The sequence below is a fragment of the Streptomyces sp. NPDC014894 genome, from assembly GCF_043080985.1.
GTDB lineage: Bacteria > Actinomycetota > Actinomycetes > Streptomycetales > Streptomycetaceae > Streptomyces.
Map to the genome: position 1 here is coordinate 497266 of NZ_JBIBWD010000003.1, position 16355 is coordinate 513620.

At 70.8% G+C, this 16355-nt stretch carries 18 protein-coding genes; 7 read left to right on the forward strand and 11 right to left on the reverse strand.

Annotation, left to right across the window (positions count from 1 at the left end; all coding sequences use genetic code 11):
* Positions 1 to 75 precede the first annotated feature (75 nt).
* Complete coding sequence (locus ACF089_RS10035) at positions 76 to 771, forward strand: TerB family tellurite resistance protein (RefSeq protein ID WP_392024305.1); 696 nt, start codon at positions 76 to 78, stop codon at positions 769 to 771.
* 51 nt (positions 772 to 822) lie between these two features.
* Here the strand turns inward: ACF089_RS10035 and ACF089_RS10040 are convergent, their stop codons facing one another.
* The 6 genes from ACF089_RS10040 to ACF089_RS10065 form a co-directional block, all read right to left on the reverse strand.
* Positions 823 to 1086: a hypothetical protein gene (locus ACF089_RS10040; RefSeq protein WP_392024306.1), complete on the reverse strand. Its 264-nt coding sequence runs from the start codon at positions 1084 to 1086 to the stop codon at positions 823 to 825.
* 90 nt (positions 1087 to 1176) lie between these two features.
* Positions 1177 to 2631 (reverse strand): S28 family serine protease, encoded by a 1455-nt coding sequence (locus ACF089_RS10045; protein WP_392024309.1) that lies wholly within the window; start codon positions 2629 to 2631, stop codon positions 1177 to 1179.
* 118 nt (positions 2632 to 2749) lie between these two features.
* Entirely contained in the window at positions 2750 to 3589 is an 840-nt protein-coding gene (locus ACF089_RS10050; RefSeq protein WP_392024311.1) for a hypothetical protein, read from the reverse strand.
* Entirely contained in the window at positions 3513 to 4166 is a 654-nt protein-coding gene (locus tag ACF089_RS10055; protein WP_392024313.1) for an RNA polymerase sigma factor, read from the reverse strand. Before ACF089_RS10055 ends, ACF089_RS10050 begins: the two co-directional genes overlap by 77 nt.
* A gap of 146 nt (positions 4167 to 4312) precedes the next feature.
* Positions 4313 to 4507: a DUF397 domain-containing protein gene (locus ACF089_RS10060; RefSeq protein ID WP_392024316.1), complete on the reverse strand. Its 195-nt coding sequence runs from the start codon at positions 4505 to 4507 to the stop codon at positions 4313 to 4315.
* Positions 4489 to 5322: a Scr1 family TA system antitoxin-like transcriptional regulator gene (locus ACF089_RS10065; RefSeq protein WP_392024318.1), complete on the reverse strand. Its 834-nt coding sequence runs from the start codon at positions 5320 to 5322 to the stop codon at positions 4489 to 4491. The genes ACF089_RS10060 and ACF089_RS10065 overlap by 19 nt, the downstream gene beginning before the upstream one ends.
* A 358-nt stretch (positions 5323 to 5680) precedes the next feature.
* Between ACF089_RS10065 and ACF089_RS10070 the strand changes: the two genes are divergently transcribed.
* From ACF089_RS10070 to ACF089_RS10085, 4 genes are all read left to right on the forward strand, one after another.
* Entirely contained in the window at positions 5681 to 5905 is a 225-nt protein-coding gene (locus ACF089_RS10070) for a hypothetical protein (protein ID WP_392024801.1), read from the forward strand.
* A gap of 339 nt (positions 5906 to 6244) precedes the next feature.
* Positions 6245 to 7210, forward strand: a complete 966-nt coding sequence (gene pip / locus ACF089_RS10075) for a prolyl aminopeptidase (protein WP_392024321.1) — start codon at positions 6245 to 6247, stop codon at positions 7208 to 7210.
* 175 nt (positions 7211 to 7385) lie between these two features.
* Positions 7386 to 8132, forward strand: coding sequence for a DNA repair protein RecO (recO, locus tag ACF089_RS10080; RefSeq protein WP_392024323.1), 747 nt, complete (start codon positions 7386 to 7388; stop codon positions 8130 to 8132).
* Positions 8133 to 8243: 111 nt separating this feature from the next.
* Positions 8244 to 9080: an isoprenyl transferase gene (locus tag ACF089_RS10085; protein WP_392024326.1), complete on the forward strand. Its 837-nt coding sequence runs from the start codon at positions 8244 to 8246 to the stop codon at positions 9078 to 9080.
* A gap of 245 nt (positions 9081 to 9325) precedes the next feature.
* Here ACF089_RS10085 and ACF089_RS10090 read toward each other — a convergent pair whose 3' ends face one another.
* The 4 genes from ACF089_RS10090 to ACF089_RS10105 are packed head-to-tail and all read right to left on the reverse strand — an operon-like array spanning position 9326 to position 12603.
* The gene (locus tag ACF089_RS10090) at positions 9326 to 9775 is read right to left on the reverse strand and encodes a Fur family transcriptional regulator (RefSeq protein ID WP_392024328.1); all 450 of its coding nucleotides are present in this window, start codon (positions 9773 to 9775) and stop codon (positions 9326 to 9328) included.
* 58 nt (positions 9776 to 9833) lie between these two features.
* Positions 9834 to 10769 carry a metal ABC transporter permease gene (locus ACF089_RS10095; protein ID WP_392024331.1) on the reverse strand — a complete coding sequence of 312 codons (936 nt, stop codon included), beginning with the start codon at positions 10767 to 10769 and terminating at the stop codon, positions 9834 to 9836.
* A 2-nt stretch (positions 10770 to 10771) separates the two neighbouring features.
* Positions 10772 to 11611, reverse strand: coding sequence for a metal ABC transporter ATP-binding protein (locus ACF089_RS10100; RefSeq protein ID WP_392024333.1), 840 nt, complete (start codon positions 11609 to 11611; stop codon positions 10772 to 10774).
* The gene (locus tag ACF089_RS10105) at positions 11608 to 12603 is read right to left on the reverse strand and encodes a metal ABC transporter substrate-binding protein (RefSeq protein ID WP_392024336.1); all 996 of its coding nucleotides are present in this window, start codon (positions 12601 to 12603) and stop codon (positions 11608 to 11610) included. The genes ACF089_RS10100 and ACF089_RS10105 overlap by 4 nt, the downstream gene beginning before the upstream one ends.
* Positions 12604 to 12839: 236 nt before the next feature.
* Here ACF089_RS10105 and ACF089_RS10110 point away from each other — a divergent pair, with 236 nt between their 5' ends.
* Entirely contained in the window at positions 12840 to 14225 is a 1386-nt protein-coding gene (locus ACF089_RS10110) for a glycine--tRNA ligase (protein ID WP_392024338.1), read from the forward strand.
* 215 nt (positions 14226 to 14440) lie between these two features.
* Positions 14441 to 14647, forward strand: coding sequence for a DUF6243 family protein (locus ACF089_RS10115; protein ID WP_392024340.1), 207 nt, complete (start codon positions 14441 to 14443; stop codon positions 14645 to 14647).
* Positions 14648 to 14784: 137 nt separating this feature from the next.
* On the opposite strand, the gene ACF089_RS10120 is transcribed toward ACF089_RS10115, so the two are convergent.
* A complete protein-coding gene (locus ACF089_RS10120; RefSeq protein ID WP_392024342.1) occupies positions 14785 to 16224 on the reverse strand; it encodes an MFS transporter in 1440 nt (479 codons plus the stop codon).
* Positions 16225 to 16355: the final 131 nt, after the last annotated feature.

Sequence of the window (16355 nt, forward strand, 5' to 3'; positions counted from 1 at the left end):
GCTGACGGCACCCGCGCCATGTGGCTAACATCACGTCAACGCGGGAATGTTGCCGGAGCGTTACGGAGGTGCGCGGTGCGCGCAGACCGGGGATTGTTTGGCCGAAAGCTGCTGGTCTGCGGCATTCACACGTCCTGGAACACGGTCGGGGACGGAGAGTTCTTCTGCCCCGACTGCGGAGGGGACCGCAACTACCGCCGCCGGACCGGCCGCCGCCGCTTCACCCTGCTCGGTGTTCCGCTGCTGCCGCGCGGGGCCGCCGGGCCGGTCGTCGAGTGCGCCGTGTGCCACGGGCACTTCGGGATGGACGCCCTCGACCACCCCACCACCGGCCGGTTCTCCGCGATGCTGCGGGACGCGGTGCACACCGTGACGCTGGCGGTGCTCGCCTCCGGCGGCACCTCCTCCCGTCAGGTCCGGGAGACCGCCGTGGCCACCGTCCGCGCGGCCGGCCTCCAGGACTGCACCGAGGAGCAGCTCACCGGGCTGATCGAGGCCCTCGCCGCCGACACCGGCCGCTTCGTCACCGATGTCGGCCCCTACGGCGCGGCCCTCGCGATCGAGCTGCACGAGGCGCTGGAGCCGCTGGCTCCGCATCTCGCCCCGGCCGGACGCGAGTCGATCCTGCTCCAGGGCGCGCGCATCGCGCTCGCCGACGCGCCCTACAGCCCCGCCGAGCGCGAGGTCCTGGCCACCGTGGGCGCCGCCCTCCAGTTCCAGCCCGCCGACGTCGACCGGCTGCTCTCGACGGCGCGTACGCCCTCGCCCTGAGGGGCGCGGGGGGCCGGCGGGGCCGTAGCCGGGCGCTCGCGGGGGCGGGGGCTAGAGGGGTGCCACGCCGAACGGCAGCAGCAGCAGAAGCCCCGTGGGGATCAGCCCGGCGGCCAGCCCGATGGCCGACTTGGTCCGGTGGACCTTGGCGACCAGCCCGAGGATCCCGAAGGTGACGGCCGGCGGCCCCAGCACGAAGGCGAGCGGGCCGACCCCGACCGCGTACAGGGCCATACAGACCAGGCCGATGACGCCGAGCCCGAGCGAGACGCTCCCGTAGAGAGCGGCGGGACCGTCTTCCGCTGCGCTGCCCATGGCACACCCCGCATCAGTCCGTGTTCGTTCGTGTGCACAGGTCCGTGCCCGAGGCGCCCGGTGCGGCACATGCCGCACCGGGCGCACGGCTCACGGAAGCCGGAGCGTCCGCTCGCGGCGGTCGTCCTTGCGGTCCAGCTCGGCGCTGAACGCGCCCAGCGGCTTCGCCTTCGAGTGGTCCTTCAGCACCGAGGCGGGGGCCACCCCGGCCCACTTCTGGAGCTTCGCGATGGAGAGCGTCCGCTGCTTCGACGGCAGGCTCGCGATGTCGGCGCCGTGGTTCGCCTTGGGCACGGTGAAGACATAGCTGTCCTTCGCGCCCTTGCCCAGGCGGAACGGCTCGGCGGCCCACGGGTCGTACTCGCCGTTGACGAAGAGCATCTGCCGGGCGTTGTCGCGCACCCAGCCGCCGATGTCCGCCATCGTCTTCGGCTTGAACGTCATCGGGATGTCGCGGGGCACGTACGAGCGCGGCGGCAGATCGCCGTAGCGGACCAGGCCCTTCAGATGGGCCGGCGTCTTCAGCGTGGGCGCGCCCAGCTCCGTGCCGGCCTGGTAGTAGTACGGCGTGAACGGTTCGAGGCCGGCGTCGCTGGAGCCGTCGACCCCGCCCAGCTCCTGCAGGGCCGCGTACAGCTTCGCGTCGCTGAGCTTCTTCGGCGCGGCCGGGATCGAGTCGCACACCTCCACCGAGGAGTACTGCCAGAAGCCCCACGCCATGCCGAGGATCGCGCCCTCGTACGCCTTGCTCAGGGAGCCCACGGTCTTGAAGGTGGCCCCGGTCTCGGCGGCCGACTTGGCGAGCAGCTTCTCCATCGGCCCCCGGCGGACCAGCGCCTCGCGCTGCATGCCCTTCAGCAGGTCACGGCACTTCTTGGTGCCGACCTTGTCGAAGAACTTGTCGTACGCCGAGTCCTCCTTGTTGTTCACGTCGTTGGGGGCGACATAGGCCACCACGCCGTCCATGTCCTTGGGGTGGAAGCGCTCGTAGTAGGAGGCGGTCATACCGCCCTTGGAGGCGCCGGTGGAGATCCACTTCTTGGTGTAGATCTTCTTCAGCGCGGTGAACAGCCGGTGCTGGTCGTCCGCCGCCTGGCGGATCGTGAGCTTCGACCAGTCCGCCGGCTGCGGCCGGGACGGCGGGAAGAAGCGGTGCTCCAGCGAGACCTCGTTGCCGTCGATGATCCGCGCGGGCTCCGAGCGCTCCGGGTCGGGCCAGAGGAAGTATCCGGAGGTGTGGAAGACGGTGGGGCGGCTGGTGTCCTTGTGCAGCAGCGTGAACTGCTGCTGGAACGTGCCCTTGCGCGGGTTCTTGTGGTCGATCGGCTGGGCGTAGCTCAGCGTGAAGAACCGGTGCTTGCCGACCTTCTCCTCGCTGATGAACTTGATCCCCGGTATCGCCAGGAGGCGGGCCTTGATGTCCGCCGCCTTCGCCTGGGTCCCGGCGGACCGCGCCGGGTCCTCCGACTCCACCGCGTGGGCCCCCGCCGTCGCCGTGCCCATCAGCAGGGCAAGGGAAACGATCCCCGTGAGCGTTCTCCGCATGTGCTTCCTCCCCATGGATGCTTCTACGCCCGGGGGGACGGCGTGGCGTGCGGAGAGGTTGTTCCGTTCAGGTGTGACGCGCAACTCAAGTCCCTTGTCCATAAGGTCGGCTGACGGTTCATTTCCGGCCCGACCTGGCGAATCGCTCTTCCGGCGGAAGGGAGGCGAAGGGCGCGGCCGCCGGGTCCGGATCCGCCGCCTCCAGCAGCTCGACCAGCGCCCGGGCATCCTTCCCCGCCACCCGCCGCTCCACACTGCCCTCGGGCGCGGTGACCGCCGCCGCGGTGACCCTCTCGCCCCCGGACTCGCCCTCGCCGATGACGGCCCCGTCGTACGGGAGGACCGCGCCGTCCCCGATCGGCCCCCACGAGCCCTCCGCCCCCCGGGCCAGCGCGACGATGTACGTGTGCCCGGTCTCCAACCGGGGCTCGCCCGGCCGGACGAACTCCTTCCGTTCCGTGCCCTCGACGGTCCACCCCGCCGCGTCCACGGTGAAGTGCACCGGAGCCCGGCCCTCGGCGGCCGGCCGGCTCCACAGCACCCGGTCGACGGTGAGTTTCGCGCTGCGGCTGATGTAACCGCGCTCGATCTCCTCCCGCGTGGGCGGGATCTCCTCGTCCTCGGTGGCCCGGACGACCGCGACCCAGTCGGCGTAGGTCACCCAGTCCGTCCCGGTCCGGGCGGGCAGATCCCCGTCCCAGGGCGCGGCCTCCGCACCGGTGGACCGCGGACTCTCCTCGCCCCCCGCGCCGAGGACGACCCCGGCCGCCACCCCGGCCAGCGCCAGCCCGAACCCCGCCCGCAGCGCGAGCCGCCGCCCGGCCCGTACGACGGTCACCGGCGCGTCCGCCCGTCCGGCGGCCACCTCGCCGATCACCCGCTCAGGCACCGTCTCCACCCCGGCGGCCGGATCGTGCGCCGACAGCAGCGCCCTCACCCGAGTCGTGTCCCCGCTCATCTCCCGCTCCCCTTCCTGCGCCTGTGCCTGTGCCTGTGTTCGCGTTCTTCGCGCCCGTGACCGTGCCCGTGCCCGTGTCCTGTGCGGTGTCGTCGTCGAGCAGCCGCTCCAGCCGTCTGCGGGCCCGGTGCAGCCGTACGGAGAACGCGGCCGTCCCGCACCCCGCGACCTTCGCCGCCTGCCGTACCCCCAGCCCGTCCCAGGCGACCAGCACCAGCGCCTCCCGGTCCCGCTCGGGCAGCCGGTCCAGCGCCTCCGCCGCCGAGATCCGGTCCACCGCCGACTGCTCGGCCGCCGGCCGGTGCCCGTCCCCGGTCTCCGCCTCCGCCGCCATCAGCTCCCGCAGCCGCCACGACCGCCCGGCCGTCCGCAGCGCGTTCGCCGCGACGAGCTTCGCTATCCCGTACAGAAAGGGCAGCGGCTCCCCGCGCAGCTCGCCCCGCCGCCGCCAGGCCGTCAGATACACCTCCGACAGCGCGTCCTCCGCCAGCTCGGCCGGAACCCTCCGCCGCAGAAAACGCAGCACCGGCAGCGAGGTCTCCCGATAGACGCTCTCGAACCCGCGCCAGTCATCCATGGCCGCCCTCCCTCCTCCGCATCGATCCACACCCTGTCTGTGTCCGGACGCCCGGACTTCTTACGGGTGCCGCGGAAACGGGTACGGGCCCGACTCGGCGCGTCAGCACGCGAGTCGGGCCCGTGGGGAGGCCGCTGCCGGGCGGGTCAGGCCCGGAGGTCGTCTATGAAGGTCTGCCAGGCGGGGGCGGGGATGACGAGGACGGGTCCGGAGGGGGTCTTGCTGTCGCGGACGGGGACGACACCGGGGACGTCGTCGAGCACCTCGACGCAGTTCCCGTTGTTGGTGTCGCTGTAGCTGCTCTTGCGCCACCGAGCAAAGCTCAGGTCGTACTCGCGCATCGTCTGTGGTCCTCTGCTGCCGACTCGATCAGGTCGAGGGACGCCTCGGGAGACAGTGCGGCGGCCCTGAGCAGATCGTAGGCCCGCTGTGCGCGCTTCACCACAGACGGATCGTCCAGCAGATTTCCTGAATACACAGCCTCTGTATAGACGGTGGGCGGCGTGTCCTCGAACTCCATCAGCCTCAGGCTCATGGCCATGAGCGGGTAGGCCCCAGCGCTAAATGGGATGACTTGTATCACTGCCCTGCGGCTACGGATAAGGTCCGCCAGGTGGGCAAGCTGCCGGGCCATGGCCTCGGGCCCGCCTACCGGGACCCGCAGCGTCGCTTCATGCAGGATGGCCCAGTACTCCGGATTGGATGGCCCCTGGAGCAGCCGGGCTCGATCCATCCGCAGTGCGACCTTGTCCTCGATCTCCTTCTCTCGTGCGAAGGGGTGGTCCGCGAGGATCATTGCTCGGATGTGCTCGGCGGTCTGCATCAGACCGGGCACCAACCCCGGCTCCCACTCATGGATGTGCGTCGCCAGCGACTCCAGCTCCGCAGCCGCCACGAAGTAACTCGCATGCGGCGAGCTGTCGATCAGCTTCCTCCACAGCCGCTCGAAAAAACCTCCGGTTTGCAGTAAAGCGTCGAGCCGCATCGCCACATCCAGCTGCGGCTTCCGGATCGCCTGTTCGAACTGGCCGATGTACCCGCCCGAGACGAAGACCGCCATCCCCACTTCGACCTGGGTCAGATCGGCGTCCTCGCGCCTTCGTTTGAGTTCCGCTCCGAAGAACTCCCAGGCCGCCTGCTGTTGACCTTTGGCCATGGCTCAACTCCTTTTCCCTGCCGACGCGTTGTAGAGCGCCGGACTCTGGCGAAGGTAGCCGGAGTGCTGTCACTGTCGCAATACGAAGCGTGAAATTCATCTGGGAGAGAAAGGGATCCACCATGTCGGACCAGGAAAAGCGCCATGCCATGGACTGTTTGAGCGATGCGGAGGACGCGGTCCTTGAATTGCGTACGGCGCTGAAGCGGACCGGAATCGTCTTCCCGTCCCTCCGGGTGGAGATCGGTTCCTATGCCCGGGAGGTCCCCTGCCCCCTGATCGAGCTGGGGCGGGCCCCTGTCGACGCTGTCCGGAGGCTTGCCGCTGTCCTCCGGAGAGATGAAAGCGGAGTCGCCCGGTGAACGCCGTCACCGCGCCGGTCGGTTCGTACGCGGTGGACACGGATACCGGCAGGGTGGGGCTGGTCATGGGTTATGAGGGTCCCTATGTCCAGCTCAGGCCGCCGGGCGGCGGCCGGGAGTGGGATTGCGAACTGGAGGCGGTCAGGGCCGCCACCTCCGCCGAGAGGATCAAGGCGATGAACGCGTATTCGAATGCCCGCAGCCGGGGCGAGGTGGTCTGAGGCCGGCCCGCCCGTGCGTCGAATAAATCTGACAGTAGTTCTTCAATGCTCCACGGGACGACCCGGAAGCGGACTCGTCCCGTGGGGTCGAATCCATTTCCCGACGAGGTCGCCGGGCTTTCCCGGCGTGCCCTTGGGGAAGTCGTGCCGGAATGACAATTCTTCGCGGATTCGCCGCATGTGCGCGATCCGGGGGCGTTCAGCCGTACCAGGTGATGTCGCAGATGCAGACGCGCTGATGGCGAGGTATCGCGAGAAACCCCGTGCCCCCGCGCGGTCCCTCCGCGAGGATGAGGGGATGACTTGTCCTGTGGACCCCGCCCGCGCCCGGATCGCCTCATGACCGAGCTGTACGCCCCGGTCGAGCCGTACGCGCGCGGGATGCTCGACGTCGGTGACGGGAACCATGTGTATTGGGAGGAATGCGGGAATCCGGAGGGGAAACCGGCGCTGGTCGTGCACGGGGGGCCGGGGTCGGGATGCCGGCCCGGGATGCGGAGGCTGTTCGACCCGGAGCGGTATCGGATCGTGCTGTTCGATCAGCGGGGGTGCGGGCGCAGCACCCCGCACGCGAGCGATCCGGCGACCGACATGCGGCACAACACCACCGCGCATCTGATCGCCGACATGGAGCGGCTGCGGGAGCGTCTGTCGATCGACCGCTGGCTGCTCTACGGCGGATCGTGGGGCTCCACCCTGATCCTGGCCTACGCCCAGACGCATCCCGAGCGCGTCTCGGAGATCGTCATCCCGGCCGTCACCACCACCCGGCGCTGCGAGGTCGACTGGCTCTACCGGGGCGCGGGCCGCTTCTTCCCCGAGGCGTGGGACCGCTTCCTCGCCGGAGCGCCCGGCGTCCCGGCCGACGGCGAGGGCGTCGTCGCCGCGTACGCCCGGCTCACCGAGGACCCCGATCCGGCGGTACGCGCCAAGGCCACCGCCGACTGGTGCGCCTGGGAGGACGCGGTCCTGCTGATCGAGACCAAGGGCGTCACCACCCCGTACACCGGCCGGGCCGACCTCGCCAAGCTGGCCCTGGTCCGGATCTGCGCGCGGTACTTCGGGCACGGCGCGTGGCTGGAGGAGGGCGCGCTGCTGCGCGACGCGGGGCGGCTCGCGGGCATCCCCGGGGTGCTGATCCACGGCCGGATCGACATGGCCGCCCCGGTCGACACGGCCTGGGCGCTCGCCAAGGCCTGGCCCGGCGCCGAGCTGACCGTCGTGGAGGACGCGGGCCACATGGGCTCGGACGTCATGCTCGACCGCATCCTCCAGGCCCTCGACCGTTTCGCGGGCGCCCGCTGACCCGGCCCCCGGCGCGCCCCCGGCCCACCGGCCCCGGCGCGCCGGGCGTACGACAGGCTCGTACGCCCGGCGGGGAGCGCGTCCGGGTGGCCCCGGTGAGCGCGTACACCCGCCCGGCGGTCCGTAAGGCGCGAGCGCGTGCCGGCGGCCGCCGCCGGTACGGGACAATGGCCCCATGAGCTTGTTCCGCGACGACGGCATCGTGCTGCGCACCCAGAAGCTGGGGGAGGCCGACCGCATCGTCACCCTGCTCACCCGCGGCCACGGCCGCGTCCGCGCCGTCGCCCGCGGCGTCCGGCGCACCAAGTCCAAATTCGGCGCCCGGCTCGAACCGTTCTCCCATGTCGACGTGCAGTTCTTCGCCCGGGGGAGCGAGCTGATCGGCCGCGGCCTGCCGCTCTGCACCCAGAGCGAGACCATCGCTCCATACGGTGGCCGGATCGTCACCGACTACGCCCGCTACACCGCGGGCACCGCCATGCTGGAGACCGCCGAGCGGTTCACCGACCACGAGGGCGAGCCCGCCGTACAGCAGTACCTGCTCCTGGTCGGCGCGCTCCGCTCGCTCTCGCAGGGGGAGCACGCTCCGCATCTGATCCTGGACGCGTTCCTGCTGCGCTCCCTCGCCGTCAACGGATACGCGCCCAGCTTCGAGGACTGCGCCAAGTGCGGTCTGCTGGGCCCCAACCGCTTCTTCTCCGTCGGGGCCGGCGGCGTCATATGCGGGGACTGCCGGGTGCCCGGCAGCGTCGTACCCTCGGCGGAGGCCATCGGGCTGCTCAGCGCGCTGCTGACCGGCGACTGGCCCACGGCGGACGCCTGCGAGCCGCGCCATGTCCGCGAGGGCAGCGGGCTGGTCGCCGCGTATCTGCACTGGCATCTGGAGCGCGGCCTGCGCTCGCTCCGGTACGTCGAGAAGTAGCCCCGCGGCGCCGGGACGACGGCGCCCGCACCGAAGCACCCGCACCGAAGAAGCAGCAGAAGCAACAGCCGTACCGAAGTAGCACCGAAGAAGCTAGGAGATGTGAGCCGCATGGCACGACGCGGAATCCTGGGCCGGTCCCGCCGCGAGTACAAGGTCCCCGAGCCGCACCCCTCCGGGGAGCGCCCGCCGAAGATCCCCGGCGAGCTGGTGCCCAACCACGTCGCCTGTGTCATGGACGGCAACGGACGCTGGGCCAAGGAGCGCGGGCTGCCGCGCACCGAGGGCCACAAGGTCGGCGAGGCCGTCGTCCTCGACGTGCTCAAGGGCTGCCTGGAGATGGGCGTCAAGAACCTCTCCCTGTACGCCTTCTCCACCGAGAACTGGAAGCGCTCGCCCGACGAGGTGCGCTTCCTGATGAACTTCAACCGGGACGTCATCCGCCGCCGCCGCGACGAGATGAACGAGCTGGGCATCCGGATCCGCTGGGTCGGCCGGATGCCGAAGATGTGGAAGTCGGTCGTCCAGGAGCTTCAGATCGCCCAGGAGCAGACCACCGGCAACGACGCCATGACGCTGTACTTCTGCGTCAACTACGGCGGCCGCGCCGAGATCGCCGACGCCGCGCAGGCCATCGCGCGCGATGTGGCGGCGGGCCGGCTCGACCCGTCGAAGGTCAATGAGAAGACCTTCCAGAAGTACATGTACTACCCGGACATGCCGGACGTGGACCTCTTCCTGCGCCCCAGCGGCGAGCAGCGCACCTCCAACTACCTGCTCTGGCAGAGCGCGTACGCGGAGATGGTCTTCCAGGACGTGCTGTGGCCCGACTTCGACCGCCGGGACCTGTGGCGGGCCTGTCTGGAGTACGCCCACCGCGACCGTCGCTTCGGCGGGGCGATCCCCAACGAGGTCCCCGGCGCGAGCCCGGGGCGGACGGGTGCCTGAGCCGATACCCGGTGGACCGGTCTCCGGCGGGCCGACACCCGGCGGGCCGGTCTCCGGCGACGCCGTCGAGCTGGTCTACCGGACGACCGCCCGCGACTTCGCCTGAGCGCTCCACGCCCGGAACCGGAAGACCGCCTCGGGCCGCGCGATGCCCGTCCGGTGGCCCGAACGGGGTGCGACAGGGCCCGCCGACGTCGACCGTCTGCGGACCCTGCCGGACCGGCACGTGCAGCGCGTCCAGCGCGCTACGGGCGCTTCCCGGCTCCCGCCTGGGCGCTCGCGCACTCGGCGCACGTACCGAAGATCTCCACGGTGTGGGCCACATTCACGAACCCGTGCTGCGCCGCCACCGTCTCGGCCCACTGCTCCACCGCGGGACCCTCGACCTCCACCGCCTTGCCGCACATCCGGCAGACCAGATGGTGGTGGTGGTCGTCGGTCGAGCAGCGCCGGTAGACCGACTCGCCGTCATTGGTGCGCAGGACGTCCACCTCGCCCGCGTCAGCGAGCGACTGGAGCGTCCGGTAGACCGTGGTCAGCCCCACCGAGTCGCCGCGGTGCTTGAGCATGTCATGCAGCTCCTGGGCGCTGCGGAACTCGTCCACCTCGTCCAGTGCCGCCGCCACCGCGGCACGCTGCCGTGTGGACCGGCCTCGCACTGGTGCGGTGTTCCCGCCGCTTGGCGCCGTCGCCACAGGTGCCTCCTCGCTTCGCCCCGCCATGCTGTCAGGGCCAATTCTGCCAGGCCCGGCGTCAGACCCTGACGTCGTCGACCGGCAGGCGGGTGGGCGGGACCTCCGCGGTGCACTCCGCCGCGCCCTTCCCCGCGCCCGTGCCCCGGCCCGTGCCCCCGCCTCCGGCGGTCTCCGTCCGGCGGGCCCGGAGCCTCGCCAGCGGCGCCGCCAGCGCGGTCAGGGCGATGAAGAACGCGATCGCGAGCAGGACGATCGTCGCGCCCGGGGGCACGTCCTGGTAGTACGAGGTGGTGGTGCCGGCCAGGGTCACCGTCACGCCGATGGCCACCGCCAGCGCGAAGGTGGCCCGGAAGGAGCGCGAGATCTGCTGCGCCGCCGCCACGGGGACCACCATCAGCGCGCTGACCAGCAGCAGGCCGACCACGCGCATGGCGACCGAGACGGTGACCGCGGCCGTGACCGCGATCAGCAGATTGAGCGCTCGCACCGGCAGGCCGGTGACCCGGGCGAACTCCTCGTCCTGGCTGACGGCGAAGAGCTGCCGCCGCAGTCCGACCGAGACCAGCACGACGAAGGCCGCGAGCAGCCCGATGGCGATGAGGTCGGAGTCGGACACGGAGGAGAGCGAGCCGAAGAGGAAGGAGTTGAGATCGCCCGTGGAGCCGGTGTCGGAGACATTGATCAGCAGGACGCCGCCCGCCATGCCGCCGTAGAAGAGCATCGCGAGCGCGATGTCGCCCCGGGTCCGCCCGTACGCCCTGATCAGCTCCATGCTGACCGCGCCGACGACGGAGACCAGGGTGGCCATCCAGATCGGGTTGGTGGAGAGCAGGAAGCCGAGGCCGACGCCGGTCATCGCGACATGGCCGATCCCGTCGCCCATCAGCGCCTGGCGGCGCTGCACCAGATAGATGCCGATGGCGGGCGCGGTGACGCCGACCAGCAGGGCCGCGATCAGCGCCCGCTGCATGAAGGCCGTCTCAAGGATTTCCATGGTCAGGTCAGCAGTCCTGTGCGGAGCGGCTCGTCGGCCGCGTGCGGATGTACGTGGTCGTGGCCGGGCAGCGCGTGCTGGCCCACGGCCTTCGGCGGCGGTCCGTCGTGCACCACACAGCCGTCGCGCAGCACCACCGCCCGGTCGATCAGCGGCTCGATCGCGCCCAGCTCGTGCAGGACGAGCAGCACGGTCGTCCCGGCCGCGACCTGGTCGCGCAGGGTGCCGGCGAGGATCTCCTGGCTGGCCAGGTCGACCCCGGCCATCGGCTCGTCCATGATCAGCAGCTCGGGCTCGGAGGCGAGCGCGCGGGCGATCAGCACCCGCTGGTGCTGGCCGCCGGAGAGGGCGCTCACGGAGTCCTTGGCGCGGTCGGCGAGCCCGACCAGCTCGACGGCCCGGTCCACGGCGGCCCGGTCGGCGCGCGAGAGCAGCCCGAGCCGGGCCCGGGAGAGCCGGCCCGAGGAGACGACCTCGCGCACGGTCGCGGGCACCCCGCTCGCGGCGGTGGTCCGCTGGGGCACGTATCCGACGCGGGACCACTGGCGGAAGCGGCGCAGCTCGGTCCCGAACAGCTCGATCCGGCCGTCCGTCAGCGGGATCTGGCCGATGACGGAGCGTACGGCGGTGGACTTGCCGGAACCGTTGGCGCCGAGCAGGGCGACGACCTCGCCGCGGCGCACGGTCAGATCGACGCCGCGCAGCACGGGGCGGGAGCCGAGGGTGGCGCGGGCGCCCCGGACGGCTATGACGGCTTCGCCGTCACCGGCGCCGGCGCCTTCGCCGGATATGGCGGGTTCGCTCGCGGCCGTGCTCACAGGGGACTCCGATCGGCTGGTCATTTCGCGCCCAGGGCCTTCTTCAGCGCGGTCAGATTGGACTCCATCACCTCGATGTAGTCGGCTCCCTCGGAGCTGCCGGTGAGTCCTTCGAGCGGGTCGAGGACGTCGGTCTTCAGACCGGTGTCGGAGGCGAGGGTCTTCGCGGTGCGGTCGCTGGCCAGGGTCTCGAAGAAGACCGTGGTGACCTTCTCCTTCTCCGCGACGGTCTGGAGCTCCTTGATCCGGGCGGGGCTGGGCTCCGCGTCGGGGTTGATGCCGGAGATGCCCTCCTGGTCCAGTCCGTACCGCTCGGCGAGGTGGCCGAAGGAGGTGTGGGTGGTGATGAAGGTCCTGGTGTCCGTGGTCCGCAGGGCCCGCTCGTACGAGGCGTCCAGCTGCTTCAGCTCGGTGACCAGGGCGGCGGTGTTCTTCCGGTAGGCGTCCGCGTTCTGCGGGTCGGCCTTCTCCAGGGACTTCCCGACGCCCTGGGCGACCTCGGCGTACTTCACGGGGTCGAGCCAGATGTGGGGGTCGGTGCCGGACTCGCCGCCGTGGTCGTGGCCGTCGTGCTCGTCCGCGCCGTGGGCCTCTGCTCCGTGGTCGTGGCCCTCGTCGCCCTCGTCGTTATGGGCGGTCGTCTTCGTGGAGGTGAGGGTGGCGGCGTCGATCCGGTGCTTCACGCCGGACTGCTCGACGGCCTTGTCGACGGCGGGCTGGAGACCCTTGAGGTAGAGGATGTACCCGGCCTCGCCCAGCTGGGCGGTCTGGCGGGGCTTCAGCTCAAGATCGTGCGGCTCGACACCCGGCTTGGTCAGGGTGGAGACGGTGACGTGCTCGCCGCCGATCCGCTCGGCGAGGAACTGCATGGGGTAGAACGACGCGGTCACCTTCAGTCTGCCGTCCTCCTTGCCGTCCCCGGAACCGGGGCCGGCGGAGCAGGCGGCGACCGCCGTCAGGCTCAGAGCGACTGCTCCGGCGGTGGCGGTGGTGCGTATGAGGCGTCGTACGTTCATGACAGTCATTTTCAACAAAAGTGGAAACGATTGTCAACAAACCTGGAGCGAATGCGGTCGAACACACACAGGCGCCCCCACCCCGAGGGCGCCCGGGGATCCGCCGGGGCCCCCGGGGTGACCTGCGCGGCGAGTCCCGGCCGTACCCGCCCGGCCATCGATTTGATCCAGGGGGTGCGTGCGCCGGTAATCTGAAGCATTCCTCGTTCGTCGTCGTCATCTATGAAGAGAGCACCGTGGCCGCCGACAAGATCGACACCATCGTCAGCCTCAGCAAGCGCCGTGGCTTCGTCTACCCGTGCAGTGAGATCTACGGCGGTCAGCGCGCCGCCTGGGACTACGGACCGCTGGGCGTCGAGCTGAAGGAGAACATCAAGCGCCAGTGGTGGCGCTACATGGTCACCTCGCGCGAGGACGTCGTCGGCATCGACTCGTCGGTGATCCTGGCCAGCGAGGTCTGGGAGGCCTCCGGCCACGTCGCGACCTTCTCCGACCCGCTCACCGAGTGCACCTCCTGCCACAAGCGTTACCGCGCCGATCACCTGATCGAGGCGTACGAGGAGAAGCACAACGGCCGCGCCCCCGAGAACGGCCTCGCCGACCTCAACTGCCCCAACTGCGGCAACAAGGGCACCTTCACGGACCCCAAGCAGTTCTCCGGCCTGCTCTCCACCCACCTCGGCCCCACCCAGGACTCCGGCTCGGTCGCCTATCTGCGCCCCGAGACCGCCCAGGGCATCTTCACCAACTTCGGCCAGGTGCAGCAGACCTCGCGCAAGAAGCCGCCGTTCGGCATCGCGCAGATGGGCAAGTCGTTCCGCAACGAGATCACGCCCGGCAACTTCATCTTCCGCACCCGTGAGTTCGAGCAGATGGAGATGGAATTCTTCGTCAAGCCCGGCGAGGACGAGCAGTGGCAGGAATACTGGATGGAGCAGCGCTGGAACTGGTACCGGGGCCTGGGCCTGCGCGAGGAGAACATGCGCTGGTTCGAGCACCCGAAGGAGAAGCTCTCCCACTACTCCAAGCGCACCGCCGACATCGAGTACCGCTTCCAGTTCGGCGGCAACGAGTGGGGTGAGCTGGAGGGCGTCGCGAACCGCACCGACTACGACCTCTCCGCGCACTCCAAGGCGTCCGGCCACGACCTGTCGTTCTTCGACCAGGAGGCCGGCGAGCGCTGGACGCCGTACGTCATCGAGCCCGCCGCCGGCGTCGGCCGCACGATGCTCGCCTTCCTCCTCGACGCGTACAACGAGGACGAGGCCCCCAACGCCAAGGGCGTGCTGGAGAAGCGCACCGTGATGCGTCTCGACCCGCGCATCGCGCCGGTCAAGGTCGCGGTGCTGCCGCTCTCCCGCAACCCGCAGCTCTCCCCGAAGGCCAAGGGGCTCGCCGCGGACCTGCGCCAGAACTGGAACATCGAGTTCGACGACGCGGGCGCCATCGGCCGCCGCTACCGCCGTCAGGACGAGATCGGCACCCCGTTCTGCGTGACCGTCGACTTCGACACCCTCGACGACAACGCCGTCACCGTGCGCGAGCGCGACACCATGACGCAGGAGCGGGTCTCCCTCGACCAGATCCAGGCGTACCTGGGCGCGCGGCTCATCGGCTGCTGACGCGTTCCACGGCCGCCGAGAGGCCGGACGGGCCCGCCGCCCGTCCGGCCTCTCGCCGTCCCCGGCCGGAAAAGCTGGTGCGGCCCCGCTTTCCCGGGCTGTAAAGTCGCCCGCATGTCTTCGTTCTTCCAGATCTACGAGTGAGAGAGAGGCGGACCGTGTCCGCCCTCGTCTGACGATCCCCACAGTCACCCTCACCACGATGGGAGAGCCCCATGGCCAAGAGCCGTAACAACCTCCTCGGCGTCGGCGGGCAGCGCAAGAAGCTGTCCCGCGCCGATCAGTCGGGCCTCGGTCCGACGCCGCAGGCCAACCGCGCGACCGCCGCCGAGCAGAAGGCGGAACTCCTGCGGAAGATGCGGGAGCGCGCCCAGAACACCGAGTCGGGCGAGTCCTCGGACTCCCAGGACTCCCAGGGCTGATCCAGCTCCCTCACCACCCGTCACACCGCCCCGCCGGACCGCTGTCCGGCGGGGCGTCGCGCTGTGCGGGCCCTCGTGGCTTCCCGCGCGTACGCCTCGTACAGCCCGTACAGCCCGCACAGCCCGTGCGAGGCCGCTCAGCGCCGCCCCGCCGGCTCCCCCGCGGGGCGGTCGGAGCCCAGGTGTTCGGCGCAGCTGAGGGCGGTGCGGCGGGCCCAGGGGCCGCTGGTGAGCGCGCCGACGACGAGGATGCAGAGTCCGCAGCCGGCGATGATCCACCAGGCGGCGCGACTGGCGTCCACGAAGACGTCCGCGTACCCGGGGGAGCCCACCGACGTGGAGTGGACGCCGTGCGCGAGGACCGTGCCGATCACCGCGACGCCCAGGGTCTGGCCGATCTGGCGGCTGGTGGAGGCGACCGCCGCCGCGACGCCCGCCTGGGCGCGGGGCATCCCGGAGACCGCCGTGTTGGTGATCGGGGTGTTCACCAGCCCGAAGCCGATGCCGAAGAGGACGAAGCCGGTGAAGAGGAGCGGGTCCGAGGTCTCGGCCCCGAAGGCGGCGAAGAGCACTCCGCAGGCCCCCATGGCGACCCCGGCGATCAGCAGCGGCAGCCGGGGCCCCCGGCTGCCCACCATCCGCCCCGACAGCGGGGCGCAGACGAAGGTCATCGCCGCCATCGGCAGCATGTAGAGCCCCGCGTGCAGGGCGGAGTATCCGCGCACGTTCTGGAGGTAGAGCGTGTTGAGGAAGAGGAATCCGCCGAGGGAGGCGAACGCGGCGACGGCGATGACCGTCGCCCCGCTGAACGGCGCGCTGCGGAAGAAGCGCAGATCGATCAGGGGCTCGCGCCGCCTCGGCTCGTACAGCACCACCCCGATCAGGGCGAGCACCGCGACCACGGCGAAGACGAGGTCCGTCTCGATGATCGCGTAGGTGAGCGAGCCGAGCAGCGCGATGATCAGCAGCTGGCCCACGGGGTCGGCCCGCCGGGGGTGCGGCGCGCGGGATTCGGGGACGTAGCGCAGGGTCAGCAGGAAGGCGGCGATCCCGACGGGCAGATTGATCCAGAAGATGGAGCGCCAGCCGACGGTGTCCACCAGCAGACCGCCGATGAGCGGTCCGGCCGCCATGGAGATGCCGACGACTCCGCCCCACACCCCGATCGCGCGGGCCCGTTCGGCCGGATCGGTGAAGGTGTTGGTGATGATCGACATGGCGACCGGATTGAGCATCGAGCCGCCGACGGCCTGGATCATCCGGAAGGCGACGAGCGACTCCAGCGTGGGGGCGAGCGAGCAGAGCAGCGAGCCGAGGGTGAACAGCGCCAGCCCGGCCAGGAAGACCTTGCGCCGGCCGATCCGGTCGGCGGTGGAGCCCGCCAGCATCAGCAGGGAGGCGAGGACCAGGGTGTAGGCGTCGATGGTCCACTGGAGCCCGGTCACGGAGGCGTCCAGCTCCCGGCCCATGACCGGCAGCGCCACATTGAGGACGGTGTTGTCCAGGCTGACGATCAGCAGGCTCATACAGCAGATGGCCAGCACCACGAGTTTGCGCCGGGAGGTCGGCTCCGCCATGCGTGGATCGTACGGCCGTCTTCCGCGCGCCGCCCGGCGCCGGGCGGCGTCCGGCCCATCGCCCGCGACTGCCCCCGTGCCGCGCGCAGCGCCTCCGTACCGCCGCGCCCACGCCTCCTCGCGTAACGGGA